The sequence below is a fragment of the Pseudomonas sp. MDT1-16 genome (assembly GCF_054898115.1).
This window is the reverse complement of the sequence record NZ_CM142717.1, coordinates 3,419,107-3,433,493: the sequence shown is the minus strand read 5'-3', so window position 1 is coordinate 3,433,493 and position 14,387 is coordinate 3,419,107. Positions and strand designations below refer to the sequence as shown.

At 60.6% G+C, this 14,387-nt stretch carries 10 protein-coding genes and 1 pseudogene; 2 read left to right on the top strand and 9 right to left on the bottom strand.

Annotated elements, in window-relative coordinates; translation table 11 throughout:
- Window positions 1–30: 30 nt before the first annotated feature.
- Window positions 31–3,129: a multidrug efflux RND transporter permease subunit gene (locus ACYZT3_RS15635; protein WP_462030240.1), complete on the bottom strand. Its 3,099-nt coding sequence runs from the start codon at window positions 3,127–3,129 to the stop codon at window positions 31–33.
- 15 nt (window positions 3,130–3,144) lie between these two features.
- Window positions 3,145–4,302, bottom strand: coding sequence for an efflux RND transporter periplasmic adaptor subunit (locus tag ACYZT3_RS15630; protein ID WP_462030239.1), 1,158 nt, complete (start codon window positions 4,300–4,302; stop codon window positions 3,145–3,147).
- 169 nt (window positions 4,303–4,471) lie between these two features.
- On the opposite strand from ACYZT3_RS15630, the gene ACYZT3_RS15625 reads away from it, so the two are divergent.
- Both ACYZT3_RS15625 and ACYZT3_RS15620 read left to right on the top strand, forming a co-directional pair.
- Window positions 4,472–5,173 carry a response regulator gene (locus ACYZT3_RS15625; protein WP_282378264.1) on the top strand — a complete coding sequence of 234 codons (702 nt, stop codon included), beginning with the start codon at window positions 4,472–4,474 and terminating at the stop codon, window positions 5,171–5,173.
- A 4-nt stretch (window positions 5,174–5,177) separates the two neighbouring features.
- Window positions 5,178–6,479, top strand: a complete 1,302-nt coding sequence (locus tag ACYZT3_RS15620) for an ATP-binding protein (RefSeq protein ID WP_282378266.1) — start codon at window positions 5,178–5,180, stop codon at window positions 6,477–6,479.
- 61 nt (window positions 6,480–6,540) lie between these two features.
- Here the strand turns inward: ACYZT3_RS15620 and ACYZT3_RS15615 are convergent, their stop codons facing one another.
- The 7 genes and pseudogenes from ACYZT3_RS15615 to ACYZT3_RS15585 form a co-directional block, all read right to left on the bottom strand.
- Window positions 6,541–7,317, bottom strand: coding sequence for an anti-sigma factor family protein (locus tag ACYZT3_RS15615; RefSeq protein WP_282378268.1), 777 nt, complete (start codon window positions 7,315–7,317; stop codon window positions 6,541–6,543).
- The gene (locus ACYZT3_RS15610; RefSeq protein ID WP_462032379.1) at window positions 7,314–7,811 is read right to left on the bottom strand and encodes a sigma-70 family RNA polymerase sigma factor; all 498 of its coding nucleotides are present in this window, start codon (window positions 7,809–7,811) and stop codon (window positions 7,314–7,316) included. The genes ACYZT3_RS15615 and ACYZT3_RS15610 overlap by 4 nt, the downstream gene beginning before the upstream one ends.
- Before the next feature lie 54 nt (window positions 7,812–7,865).
- Window positions 7,866–8,135: pseudogene (locus ACYZT3_RS15605) on the bottom strand (tetratricopeptide repeat protein); the annotation flags it as partial.
- A gap of 231 nt (window positions 8,136–8,366) precedes the next feature.
- On the bottom strand, window positions 8,367–9,440 hold the full coding sequence (locus tag ACYZT3_RS15600) for an autotransporter domain-containing protein (protein ID WP_282378270.1): 1,074 nt from the start codon (window positions 9,438–9,440) through the stop codon (window positions 8,367–8,369).
- A 323-nt stretch (window positions 9,441–9,763) separates the two neighbouring features.
- Window positions 9,764–12,331 carry an autotransporter family protein gene (locus ACYZT3_RS15595; RefSeq protein ID WP_462030238.1) on the bottom strand — a complete coding sequence of 856 codons (2,568 nt, stop codon included), beginning with the start codon at window positions 12,329–12,331 and terminating at the stop codon, window positions 9,764–9,766.
- Between the two features lie 203 nt (window positions 12,332–12,534).
- A complete protein-coding gene (locus tag ACYZT3_RS15590; RefSeq protein ID WP_462030237.1) occupies window positions 12,535–13,335 on the bottom strand; it encodes an endonuclease/exonuclease/phosphatase family protein in 801 nt (266 codons plus the stop codon).
- A 248-nt stretch (window positions 13,336–13,583) separates the two neighbouring features.
- Window positions 13,584–14,342: a PIG-L deacetylase family protein gene (locus ACYZT3_RS15585; protein WP_282378277.1), complete on the bottom strand. Its 759-nt coding sequence runs from the start codon at window positions 14,340–14,342 to the stop codon at window positions 13,584–13,586.
- Window positions 14,343–14,387: the final 45 nt, after the last annotated feature.

Below are 14,387 nucleotides of genomic sequence, written 5' to 3'. Positions count from 1 at the left end.
TGAGGCCGATGAGATCGAATGTGGTGTGGGTTAGATTTTCTTATGCCGCTTGCGCACAAGCTTCATCACCACCACAAAAAACACCGGCACGAACAGCACCGCCAACGTCGCGGAAATCATCCCGCCAATCACCCCGGTGCCGATCGCTTGCTGGCTCGCCGAACTGGCCCCGGTGGCAATCGCCAGCGGCACCACGCCGAGGATGAATGCCAGCGACGTCATCACGATCGGCCGTAACCGCAGGCGCGCGGCTTGCAGCGTGGCGTCGATCAAGTCGTGGCCTTCGTCGTACAGGCTCTTGGCGAACTCGATGATCAGGATCGCGTTCTTCGCCGACAGACCGATGATGGTAATCAGCCCGACCTTGAAGAACACGTCGTTGGGCATCCCGCGCAGCGTCACGGCCAGTACCGCGCCGAGTACGCCGAGCGGCACCACCAGCAGCACCGAGGTCGGAATCGACCAGCTCTCATACAGCGCCGCCAGACATAAGAACACGATCAACAGCGACAGCCCGAGCAGGATCGGCGCCTGACTGCCTGACAAGCGTTCCTGCAATGACAACCCGGTCCATTCCTGGCCCAACCCCGCCGGGCCTTGCGCCACCAGCCGTTCGATTTCGGCCATGGCTTCGCCGGTGCTGTGACCGGGTGACGGTTCGCCGGAAATGCTGATCGCCGGGTAGCCGTTGTAGCGAGTCAATTGCGCCGGGCCCTGGGTCCATTTGGCCCGGACGAAGGCCGACAGCGGCACCATTTTCCCGGTGTTGTTGCGCACGTGAATCTTCAGCAGATCGGCGACCTGACTGCGCTGATCGCCTTCAGCCTGAACCACCACCCGCTGCATCCGTCCCTGATTGGGGAAGTCGTTGATATAGGCCGAACCGACGGCCGTGGACAGCACGTTACCGATGTCGGCAAAGGACACGCCCAGCGCGTTGGCCTGTTTGCGGTCGACTTCCAGCTGCACCTGCGGCGCATCAGCCAGGGCGCTTTCGCGCACGTTCATCAGGATTGGGCTTTTCTCGGCGGCTGCCAGCAACTCGCTGCGCGCCTGCATCAACGTGGCATGGCCAAGGCCGCCACGGTCCTGCAAGCGGAATTCGAAACCGCTGGACGTGCCGAGGCCATCCACCGGTGGCGGCAGAACCGCAAAGGCCACGGCGTCCTTGATCTGGCTCAACGCGATGTTGGCGCGGTCTGCAATCGAACTCGCCGAGTCGTCGCTGCCCCGATCAGACCAGTCTTTGAGCGTGGTAAACGCCAACGCGGCGTTCTGCCCGCTACCGGAGAAACTGAAGCCGAGAATCACCGTGCTGTCGCCAACGCCGGGTTCAGTGGCGTTGTGGGCTTCGATCTGCTCGACCACCTGCACCGTGCGGTTCTTGCTCGCACCCGGTGGCAATTGGATATCAGTGATGGTGTAGCCCTGATCCTCTACCGGCAAAAACGAGGAGGGCAGGCGACTGAAGCACACGCCCAATCCGATCAGCAGCACGCCGTAGATCAACAGGTAACGGCCCGTGCGTTTCAACGCATAGGCGACCCAGCCCTGATAACGCGCGGTCAGTTGCTCGAAACGCCGGTTGAACCAGCCAAAGAACCCACGTTTCTCGTGATGCTCGCCCTGGGCAATCGGCTTGAGCAGCGTCGCGCACAACGCCGGGGTCAAGGTCAGGGCGAGGAACGCCGAGAACAAAATCGAGGTGGCCATGGACAGCGAGAACTGCCGGTAGATTACCCCGACCGAACCCTGCATGAACGCCATCGGAATGAACACCGCGACCAGCACCAGCGTGATGCCGATGATCGCGCCGGTAATCTGCTTCATCGCCTTGCGCGTCGCCTCCTTGGGCGACAGGCCCTCGGTGGCCATGATCCGCTCGACGTTTTCCACCACCACTATCGCGTCATCCACCAGGATGCCGATCGCCAGCACCATGCCGAACATGGTCAGCACGTTGATCGAGAACCCCAGCGCCAACATGGTCGCAAAGGTGCCCATCAGCGCCACCGGCACCACCAGGGTTGGGATCAGCGTGTAGCGGATGTTTTGCAGGAACAGGAACATCACCGCAAACACCAGCAACATCGCCTCGCCGAGGGTGTAAACCACCTTGGTGATCGAGACTTTGACGAAGGGCGAGGTGTCGTACGGGATCTTGTACTCGACGCCTGCCGGGAAGTAGCGCGCCAGTTCGTCCATCTTTGCCCGCACCAGGGTCGCGGTGCTCAAAGCATTGGCGCCCGGCGCCAACTGCACGCTGACGGCGGTCGACGGTTTACCGTTCAAGCGGGTGGAGAACTGATATTCCTGACTGCCGATTTCGACTCGCGCTACATCGCCGATGCGCACGGTAGAGCCGTCGGGATTGGCTTTCAACACGATGTCAGCGAACTCTTCAGGGGTCGACAGCTGACCTTTGACCAGAAGGGTCGCAGTGATTTCCTGGGTGGTGCGGGTCGGCAGGTCGCCGATGCTACCCGCCGAGACTTGTGCGTTCTGGGCGACGATGGCGGCGTTGACGTCGGCTGGGGTCAGGTTGAAACCGATCAGCTTCTGCGGGTCGATCCAGATCCGCATTGCCCGCTCGGCACCGTACAACTGCGCTTTGCCGACGCCGTCCAGACGCTTGATCTCGTTCATCACGTTGCGCGCCAGGTAATCGCTGAGCGCCACGTCGTCGAGCTTGCCGTCGCTGGACGTAAGGGTGATCAGCAGCAGGAAACCGGCGGAGACTTTTTCTACCTGCAAACCCTGCTGCGTCACCGCTTGAGGCAGGCGCGACTCGACCACCTTCAGGCGGTTTTGTACATCGACCTGAGCCATTTCCGGGTCAGTGCCCGGCTGAAACGTCGCGGTGATGATGGCGCTGCCGAGGCTGCTCTGGGATTCGAAATACAGCAGGTGGTCAGCGCCGTTGAGTTCCTCCTCGATCAGGCTGACCACGCTTTCGTCCACGGTCTGCGCCGAGGCACCGGGATACACGGCGTAGATTTCGACTTTCGGCGGCGCGACGTTGGGGTATTGCGCCACCGGCAACTGTGGAATGGCCAGGGCGCCGGCCAACAGGATGAACAGGGCAACCACCCAGGCGAACACCGGACGGTCGATAAAGAACTGCGGCATAAATAAGCGTCCTGCTTACTGACCAGAAGCCTGGGCAAGTGGAAGAGGGGTGTCGTCGATCTGCACCAGTTCGCCGGGACGGGCGTGCTGCAGGCCTTCAGTGACGATGCGATCACCGGGCTTGAGGCCGCCGGTGACGATCCAGCGATCGTTCTGCACGGCGCCCAGTTCAACCGGTTGCTGGCCGACCCGCTGTTCGGCGTCGAGCAACAACACGTGGGCGATACCGGCGCTGTCACGCTGGATGGCCCGTTGCGGCACGCTGATGCCGTGCTGATTGACCGCCTGCTCCAGACGCACGCGAACGAAGCTGCCCGGCAGCAAGTCGAGGTCCGGGTTGGGGAATTCGCTGCGCAGGATGATCTGACCGGTGCCCGGGTCAACGGTGATGTCGGCGAACAGCAACTTGCCGGGCAACGGATAGAGACTGCCGTCGTCCTGGATCAGCGTGGCTTTGGCCTGGTCCTGACCGACCTGCTGCAACTGGCCGGAACGGAACGCCCGGCGCAGGTCGTTGAGTTCGCGGGTCGATTGGGTAAGGTCGGCATGAATCGGGTTCAGCTGCTGAATCAACGCCAGTGGTGTGGTTTCGTTCTGCCCGACCAGTGCGCCTTCAGTCACCAGTGCGCGGCCGATGCGTCCGGAAATCGGTGCTGTGACGGTGGCGTAACCGAGGTTGAGTTTCGCCCGCTCCACGGCGGCTTTGTTCGCGGCTACATCGGCAGCGGTTTGCCGGGCGCTGGCCCGGGCGTTGTCATAGTCCTGGCCGCTAACGGCGTTGCCTTCGATCAACTGCGCGTAACGCTGCTGTTGCAAGCGTGCCTGGAACGCATTGGCCTCGGCCTTGCGCAACGCCGCTTCAGCGCTGTCCAGGTCTGCCTTGAACGGCGCCGGGTCGATACGGAACAGCACATCGCCTTTTTTCACATCGCTGCCTTCACGGAAGGCCCGCTGCAACACCACGCCGGCAACCCGGGCGCGGACTTCGGCAATCCGTGGCGCAGCAATCCGCCCGCTCAGTTCGCTGGTGATCGACAGGGGCCGGGCTGAGAGGGTTTCTATGCGAACCGTGGCCAGAGGCGCCTGTTCTTCAGCAATGGAGGACTTGTCACAAGCGCTCAGCGTCAGCGCCAGTGCAATCAGGCTGAGCCTGGCAAGCAGATTCTTTGACATGTAAACACCCCAATAATGACCCCCGGCATCCTACGGGGAGGCGACGAGGGTAGCGGTGAAGCTTTGTAGGCGCTGTGTGAAATTGTGTAAGGGTTTTACTCAGGCATGGGTGAGGGCGTATATCCTTGGCGGCTTGATGACTTTGCGACAGCACCTTCTGGAAACACCCATGCCCAACATTCTCCTGGTCGAAGACGACACCGCGCTCTCCGAACTGATCGCCAGCTATCTGGAACGCAACGGCTATTCGGTCAGCGTGATTAGCCGTGGCGACCCTGTGCGCGAACGTGCGCGGGTCAATCCGCCGGACCTGGTAATCCTCGACCTGATGCTGCCGGGGCTCGACGGCCTGCAAGTCTGCCGCTTGCTGCGCGCCGATTCGGCAACGCTGCCGATTCTGATGCTCACCGCCCGCGATGACAGTCACGATCAGGTGCTAGGCCTGGAAATGGGCGCTGACGACTACGTCACCAAACCCTGCGAACCGCGCGTGTTGCTGGCCCGGGTGCGGACCTTGCTGCGGCGCAGCAGCCTTGCTGAACCACAGACGGCCAACGACCGCATTCTGATGGGCAATCTGTGCATCGACCTTTCCGAGCGCACCGTGACCTGGCGCGAGCAATTGGTCGAGCTGTCCAGCGGCGAGTACAACCTGCTGGTGGTGCTGGCTCGGCATGCCGGCGAAGTGCTGAGTCGCGACCAGATTCTGCAACGCCTGCGCGGAATCGAATTCAATGGCACCGACCGCTCGGTGGACGTGGCGATTTCCAAGCTGCGGCGCAAGTTTGACGACCACGCCGGCGAGGCGCGCAAGATCAAGACCGTGTGGGGCAAGGGTTACCTGTTCAGCCGTTCCGAGTGGGAATGCTGACGTCATGTTCAGAATCCTGTTTCGCCTCTACCTGGTGACCATCGTCTCGTTCAGCGCGGCGATCTACCTGGTGCCGGATCTGGTGATCAAGGTCTTCCACGAGCGCTTTGTCACCTACAACCTCGATTACTCCCGCGGGTTGCAAACCCTCATCGTCAAACAGTTTCATGCCGTGCCCCCGGAACAATGGCCTGCACTGGCCGCTGAGATGGACGAGGAATTCCAGCCGCTGCACATTGTCTTGACCGGTTACGACGATGCCGATTTCACCCCTGATGAACGGCAACGTTTGCAGCGTGGCGAGAATGTCGTGCGAATAGGCGACTGGGGCTGGCGCACCCTGGCGGTGTCGCCGCTGAACGGGCAGACGGTGGTGGAGATGGTCGTGCCGCCGGACCCGATGGACGTCAGCCTGTTGTACTGGAGCATCAACGTTCTGATCGGCGCGACCATGCTCGCCTGCCTGTTGCTGTGGCTGCGCCCGCACTGGCGTGATCTGGAACGCCTCAAAGGTACGGCTGAACGTTTCGGCAAGGGGCATTTGAGCGAGCGTACACAGATTTCCCAAAGCTCCAACATCGGCAGCCTGGCCAATGTCTTCGACACCATGGCCGGCGACATCGAAAACCTGCTCAACCAGCAACGCGACCTGCTCAATGCCGTCTCTCACGAACTGCGCACGCCCCTGACACGACTGGATTTCGGCCTGGCGCTGGCGCTGTCCGACGATTTGCCCGCCGCCAGTCGCGAGCGTCTGCAAGGTCTGGTCGCGCACATTCGCGAGCTGGACGAACTGGTGCTGGAACTGTTGTCCTACAGCCGTCTGCAAAACCCGGCACGGCTGCCAGAGCAGGTCGAAGTGTCGCTGGATGAGTTCATCGACAGCATTCTGGGGAGTGTCGATGAAGAATTGGAGTCGCCAGACATCGTCATCGACGTGCTGCTCCACGGCCAGCTCGAACGCTTCAGTCTCGACCCACGCCTGACTGCCCGCGCACTCCAGAACCTGCTGCGCAATGCGATGCGCTACTGCGGAAAACGCATTCAGATTGGTGTGCGGGTGTGCTCGAAGCGATGTGAGATCTGGGTCGAAGACGATGGGATCGGTATTCCGGATGAGGAGCGGGAGCGGATTTTCGAACCGTTCTATCGGCTGGATCGCAGTCGGGATCGGGCGACTGGCGGGTTTGGCCTGGGGTTGGCGATCAGTCGGCGGGCGCTGGAGGCTCAGGGCGGTACGCTGACCGTTGACGCATCGCCGCTGGGCGGCGCACGGTTTCGGTTGTGGTTGCCGGCCCCTACCTGACGCCTAGGCATCACTTGATGCATTCCCACGCTGGAGCGTGGGAGCGATCGAAACCTTCCGCTCACGCGCTCAGCCGACGTCTCAGCAATTTCGCCATGTCCTCCAATTCCGCCGCCGGGTTATGCCCGATCAGCATCCAGGCATGTTCCATGTCAGCCCAATAGACAATGTTCATCCCGTGCCGACGCTCCTGGGCGAAATGCCGGCTGCCGCTGTTGGAGCGGGTGACGCACAGCGCCATGGGGCCGTGCGCCGGGTCCAGATAGGTGATCTGGGCAATGGCGACGCCGTCGTACTCGAGAATTTGCGCGCGCTTGAACTCGGACCGTGGCAAGGTCAGTTGCGCCGGTACAAGGTTCAGGCCCAGACGCGCATCGATGGTCCGAAGTTGCGCCCGCTGAGCGGCTTCGTCACTGGGCAAGTGGTCCAGGGTTTGCGGCACGTAAAGTGACATGTAGTCGGCCACCAACCCGCGCCAGTTGTTATTTTGCTGACTCACCTGCCAACCGAGGAATAGCCGATCTGCCACCACGCCACTCACCACCAGGCCAGCGGCCGCCGCTAGGAACCAACGCCGATTCATGGTTGGGCGTTCGGGCGAAGGCAAGGTGTCGAGCATGGACTGCAAACGATCCATGGGCGCCTGTCGCCCCAATTCATCGTAGGCCTCCTTGAACGGCAGGCTGCTGCGGGCCAGCCATTGCAGGCGCAGGTTGAGCGTCGGGTCCTCGGCGATAGCTGTGTCGATGCGGGTGCGCTGTTCGGTGTCGAGCTGGTCGTCGAGGTAGGCCACCAGTTGCTCATCCGAGGGTGTCGTCGGGCGTACGTGGTCGTTCATCGACGTTCTCCAGTGGAAGGGTTCGGCACGGTGTGCAAGGGCGGGTACTCGGCCAGTTTCGCGCGTGCAGTGGCCAGGCGACTCATGACAGTGCCGATGGGCACGTCCAGCACTTCGGCCACTTCGCGGTAAGACAAGCCCTCGACGTAGGCGAGAAACACCGTTTCCCGCTGGGTTTCGGGCAAGGCATCCACACGCCGGATCAACTGAGCCGCGAGGACATGGGTTTGCGCCGCGTATTCGCCGTCGAACGATAAGGCGTGGTCGGCATCCACCAGCCCTTGTCCATGACGCACCCTTCGGGCGCGAACTTCGTTGAGCCAGATCGAATGCAGAATACTCAGCAACCAGCGGTCCATACGGGTGCCCGGGACAAACTGCCCGGCACGCTCAAGTGCCCGCACGCAGGTCGCCTGCACCAGGTCTTCGGCGACATGCCGTTGCCGGGACAACAGCAGGCCGTAGCGCCATAGTCGCGCCAGATGCTGGCCCAGTTCTGCCCGTATTGCCTGATCGCTGGCGATGGCGACCTCCGTCTGCTCGGTGTGTCAGGTTTTCGATGAATCGTTGATGGCTTCGGCAAGGTCCTGGTATTCCTCGCAGGTGTTGCCGCAGATGGATTTGATCTGCTGCAACTGTTCCTGCGCCAGATCCAGTCGACCTTTGATGACATAAGCTTCGCCGAGGTATTCGCGAACCTGCGCGTAGTGCGGGTCGAGTTTGACCGATTGCAGGTAATAGCCGATGCCTTCGTCGGTTCGCCCCAGTTTACGCGTGGCGTAGCCGCTGGCCAGACGATACGCGTAATCGGTGCGGTCGTAACGTGTCGGCGAGTTCAGGCTTGGGTTGTTCATGGGCAATTCTCATGGGCGATGAGAAGTGAACACCACAGGGTGAACAATTATTCATTTCTTTCAGGCGGTCTTTGCAAGGAAAACTCAAATGCGGCATTTGTGGCGGTGAGGGGTAGTCAGATGGGGGGTGAGGCCAATCGCGCGCTTGCTCGCGATGGCATCAGCCCTGATAAAACATTTCTTCAAGCCGGATCTTCACCAGCGCATCCGCACACCCAAGCTGCCGATCAACCCGTTCAAATCATTTTCATCCACCGCACTGCTGTAGTCGGCGCTGACGTAAAGACTCACGGCAGGTGTCACTCTGGCCACCAAGCCCAAGCCCACTTCGACGGTCGATGAATAGCGGCTGCTGCTGATCTTCTCGACCTGATCGAGGTTCACGGTGTTGCCGGTGTACACCGTGTGCCACAAGTTGGTTCGAACATAGGGTTCGACCCCCAGGCCGTTGATGTCGTAACTCCCTTTCAACCGTGCACCGACCCGACCGCTCCAGGACGTCAGCTCGCTGGACGAGGCATTGCCTGACCCTGCATAGGGGGTGTCCAGGGTAATGCGTTGATTGATCAACTGCGCCTGAGGTTCAACTACCCAGTTATCGCTCAGACCAATGGGGAAACCACCTTCCACCGACAGCGTCACCGCGCTGCCCTCGGTCGCCAGTCGGGCGCCCTGGTCATTGCGGGTATAGCCGTTTACCCGACCGCCGCTGGCCGTCAAATCCACGTGCCAGCCTTGGGGCCCGATCAGGCTCCAGTAGGCGCCGAGGCTCTGGCCTTCGAGGTTGAGGGTGTCATTGGCGGGGTCGGCGAGGGCACGACTGGTCAGCAGCCCGTTGTTGTTGCCTTGTAACTGAGTCATGCCGCCGACCAGTCCGACCCGCTGGGTATGACCGCTACCGCTTTGCAGGGTCAGGATCGCCGGACCTTTGAATTCGCTACTGCCAGGGATAGCAAATCCCTGAGCCAGAACATCGGTTTGCGCCTGCCGCGAAGCCTGCCCATACACCTGATCCCAGGCCAAAGGTGCGACCTCTTCGATGGTCAAGCGTGAACTTCGTGTATCGGAGGCGGCGCTGAAATGGCCGGGGTAGGGGGCGGTGATCGTGACGGCGGGCAAGGTCATGACCGGAACATCCTGGCGGTACCAGGACGTGGTTTCATCCTCTGCCGGTCCTGCCTGTACTTCCATGGATGAGCACAGAAGGAGTGAACTCGAGACAGTGCAAAAAGTGACTTTGATCTCTTGTTGAGTGAATGAAATTCTCATGGGGGTCTACCTTGCAATCGCATGCCGTATCTCGCTCTGGCGTCTCTCCTACCCCGAATGAGGGGCGACCGAATGTAGTGGGGCAATCCACTGACCACCCGATTTTGCGGGTGTCTTGGGGTTTGCCCCTGGTGTATTTCCGGGGGTAGTAACGTGTAGCTAAGAAGACCCTTGACATCGCGTCAAGAAAATGGCCGATAAATGGTATGTGTTTTTTAAGACTCGCAAGTGACTGATTTACGCCATACATCTAAGTTCTTGTTTGTTCGAAAAATCGTCAAAAAAACCGCGTTCCAGAGCGGTTTTGATAGTGGGCTACCGGTCTACCAACTCACCCTGACACCGACATTTGCAGCCGTTCCGCGCCGCTGATTACTGTCGATATTACTGGTGTAGCCGACTCCGCCATACACGCTCACGGTTTTCGCGAGGCTAAGCACAACGCCGACACCGAGGTCGGCCGATGACGATTTTTGCTCGGTATCGATCCGGTCCGCGCCGTCGAACGTTACCGAGTCGGTCCCGGAAAGGGTGTGCCACAGATTGGCTCGTATATAAGGTTCCAGTGGTCGTCCACTGACTTGGTAGTGGCCTTTGAGTCGAGCGCCGAGGCGACCGGTCCAGGCACCGTCGGAGTCGAATGAGACGTGGGAAATGCCGTCGTCCTGGCTGTCCAGCGAGACTTTTTGATGGATGACCTGCGCCTGGGGTTCAACCACCCAGTTGCCCGTCACTTGAATCGGATAGCCGGTTTCCGCCGAAACAGTCAAGGCGTGGCCTCGGTTATCCAGTTTGAGGCCGCGTTCGGAGTGGCTGTCACCGTCGAGCCGGGTGCCCATGATGACGGTGTCGACGTACCAGCCCTTGGGATCGGTCAACGTCCAGTACAAGCCATAACTGTCGCCTTCAAGTTCCACTTTGCCAGCGCGCTTGTCTTCAAAGCCTTGGTTGAAACCGTCGACATCACCCTGCAAACGCGTATGCCCGACAAAAAAACCAATGCGCTGGGTCTGTCCATTGGAAGTCTGTGAGCTGTACACATCGTTACCCACCTGGAAACCGCTGAGCGAACCGTCGAGCCTTGGCGTTACGGTGCCGGCCCAGGTCTGATCGACGTTCTTGCCGTAGACCCGGCCCCAGCCAGCGCCAAAGGCCCCGGTTTCGTTGAGCAGGCGCTGATCGCCTTGGCGATCATGGAAAGTGCCGAGTGCATTCAGGGTCAGTTGCGCGGCAGCGGGTGGCAGTACCGACCAGGTCGGGACCTCGGGGCGGTACAGCGGAATCGGTGATGCGCCCGGTACGGCTGCCGGTAAAACCGGTAACGGTGGACTGCCGGCGGGAGCGAGTGCGGCCACTGGCGATGCGACGACCGGGACGACAATCGGTGGCAAGGCCGGATCCGGGTTTGGGAGGGTGACGGTCGCGGGGGCCACAACGGCAGAGCGCAAATACCAACTGTTTTCGCTGCCTGCGGTAACGCCACCCTTGAACAGGTAGTAATCGAAGGCACCCGCAGATATCGGACCTTTGAGCGCAAACGCATCGGGGGTGCTGACAGCAGTGCCTTGAGCCTGCACCAACTCAATACCGTTCTGCTGCGTCAACCCGCCGGTTCCGCCCAGATTGGTGACCGTGATCAATGTGCTACCAGTCAATGTCCCATCGTTCACCACCAGTTTGTCGCTGGGCGAGTTGTCGTCTCCCACCACGCTCTGCAACAGCAACTGGCCGCCGTTGCCCGCGTAATTGCCTTGCACGGTCAGGGTGTCATTGGTGCGGGTATTGCCGCTGCTCAGGTCGATCACCCCGGCGTTGTTCAAGGTCGCAAATTGGCCCGCCACAGCGGGCGTGATGCTGCCTTGGGCAGATGTCAGTGTACTGCTGCTATCAATAGAGAACACCCCGGTGCCGCTGGCGGCGTCGCCCAGAATAAAGTTTCCGGCGAGGTCCAGTTGCGAACCATTGTTCAGATTGACCGTCTCCCAGTTGATATAGCGGGCAGGGGTGGCTGAGCTGACATGATCGAAAATCAGCACATCGTTGCCACTGCCGCCGTCGATGCCCGGGGTCAGGGCGAGGGTGCTTTCGCTCAGATTGCGCAGGGTCACACGGTCGTTGCCTTCGGCCAACAGGATCGCCGAGCGGATGATGCCGCCACCGTCCCAGACCAGCGTGTCATTGCCGGTACTGGCGCGGATCTCGCCCATGATTTCGCCGCCCGTCACGGTAATGCTGTCGTTGCCGCCGCTGACGCTGATGTTGCCGCCAATCCGTCCGCCAGAAACGGTAATGGTGTCGGTACCGAAACCGGTGACCAGATTGCCCTGGATCTGGCCGCCCGACAGGTTAAAAATATTGTTGTCGAGTTTCATGTCGACCCGGCCGATGGTCCCGCCCATCATGCGGGCGACGTCACCATCCTCGAAGGCGCCGACGATGGTACCGCCGGTCATCAGAAAGGTATCGCGATTGTCGCCTTGAGCGAGGGACTGAATAGTGCCGCCAGTCATCACAAAATCATCGATTCCATTGCCCTGGCTGACGGCGCCGGTAATCAACCCGCCTGTGATAAGCAGGCGGTCGGCGCCGGCTCCTTGGTCCAGTGCGCCGGCGAGTGTGCCGGAATTCATCTCGACGGTGTCGCTGCCCGCGCCGAACGTCACGTTGCCATTGATACGGCCAGTGCCGCTGGCGGGGAAGGTCAGGCTGTTATTGCCCGACAGGTCCGTGAGTGCAGCGCTGGTGCCGCTGTCACAGGTGAATGCATCGTTTCCGGGCCCTGCGATCAAGGTGCAAGCGGCGGAAACGGGAGGGCTGACGAACATCAGCAACGAAGTGGGTACAGCGAGTATCTGCGGCAATGCCTGCAGCAATCGGGCGTAACGATTCATAGTGTATCCCTACCGAATTTTTCGGGAAATCATCCTTGAATCGTTCGCCGGATCTTCAATCAAGCCATCAAGTGAAGTTCATAAACTGCGTGAGACCTGCATCCTAACGAGTTGAATCAACTGCTCCTTCAGCTGCTTAAGGTGTAGACGTGTTTTTCGCCCGGGGTGGCGTTGCTGACGAGTGGTCTGTCGAAAAAAGTACTTCAGAGGTGTACTTCCACCGCCAACGGCAAATGATCCGACAGGTGCGTCCACGGCTTGTGCCCCAGTATTCGCGGCTCATGACTGCTGGCATTGCGCAGATAGATCCGATCCAGGCGCAGCAGCGGAAAGCGTGCTGGATAGGTTTTCGCCGGGCGACCGTGGTGACGCTCGAAGGCTTCATGCAGGTAGTCACGTCGGGCGAGGGCTGTGTTGCCTTGCAGCTGCCAGTCGTTGAAGTCGCCGGCGATAATCACTGGCGCATCGTCGGGTAACGATTCGAGCAGTTGGCAAAGTAGCTCGAGCTGCAGTTGGCGATGGATTTCCAGCAGACTCAAGTGAACGCAGATCGCATGGACTTCGGTGTGGCCCGGTACGTCCAGTACGCAATGCAGCAGGCCGCGACGTTCGGGGCCGGTGATCGAGACGTCTAGGTTACGGTGTTCGCGGATCGGGTATTTCGATAACAGGGCATTGCCGTGGTGGCCGTTGGGGTAGACCGCGTTGCGACCGTAGGCGAAGTCGCTCCACATACTGTCGGCCAGAAACTCGTACTGTGAGGTCTGCGGCCACTCGTTGTAGCGAGAGGAATGGCGGTCGTGTTCACCGACGACTTCCTGCAGGAACACCAGATCCGCCGACGTGCTGCGTACCGCTTCACGCAGTTCCGGGAGAATGAAACGTCGGTTAAGTGCGGTAAAGCCCTTGTGGGTGTTGACTGTCAGCACTCTCAGTCGATCAATCGCCGGGGGCGTGTTCAATGGAGATGATTCGACGGCCTGCCACTTGGAATCACTGGTCACGTTCACTCCTCTGAATCAGGGCTGCTTATGTATGCGACTGATACGGGGGCGGGCAGTTCAGCGCGATTCGTCGTAATAACCGTTCACTGAAAGCTGTAGCAGCTGTCGAGCTTGCGAGGCTGCGTTCGGCTGCGCAGCAGTCGTAAGACCCGGCAATGCGGTGTGTCAGGCGAACTGCATGTTCTGGATGACGACTGCTGCGCAGCCGAACGCAGCCTCGCAAGCTCGACAGCTGCTACAGGGCTATGTCAGACGAAGACAATTTCATAAGGCAACCGCATCCGCTCCAGAAGCACCGGGGGCAGCAGTGGGGCGAGGCCGATGGCCGGTTCGCCGTCGAGCTGGCTGGCGTAGGCGTGGGTGGCGTGGCTTTTACGCGCGACGGTCCAGGTATCCAGGCGCACCTTGCGCGCACGATGCCACGGGATGAGCCCTCGTTCACGAGTTGGCCAGTGCCAGGCCCAGACCGGTACTTCGTTGAACGACGCGCCGACCATGGCCGCGGCCTTGACGCTGGCCCGGCCGACGGCTTCATGGTCGACATTGCCATCCTTGCACCAGGTGCTGAACACCACATCCCCGGGGCGTAAATAACGGGCAATGAATTGAGTTAATTGAAACTCCCGTTCGGCCAGGGCGTTGTCGGTGAAGCCGCCGCGAATCCACTTCAGGCTGTGCATCGGCAACCCGAGCCGGCGCAAGGCTTCGAGGCTTTCCTGGGGGCGGAACACGCTCAAGCGTTTCTCCGACCACTGTTGCGAGCCCGGATGGCTGGCGCTGCCGTCGGTAATCGAGATCAATTGCAGAGGATGACCCAGGGAGCTGAGTAACTGCAGCAGGCCGCCGCAGGTCACGACTTCATCGCCGGGATGCGGGGCTATCACCACAGCGCGAGCGCCGGCGGGAACCAGGGTCTGAGTGCTGATGACAGGAATGTTGTCCAGTTGTGGGGCGCTGTTCCAGATCTGTGCTGGCAGGCTGCTTTCGCTGATGGAAACCAATTTCATGGGCGACGTCCTTGTTCTCGTTGATCGCAATGTGCAGCGCTCCAA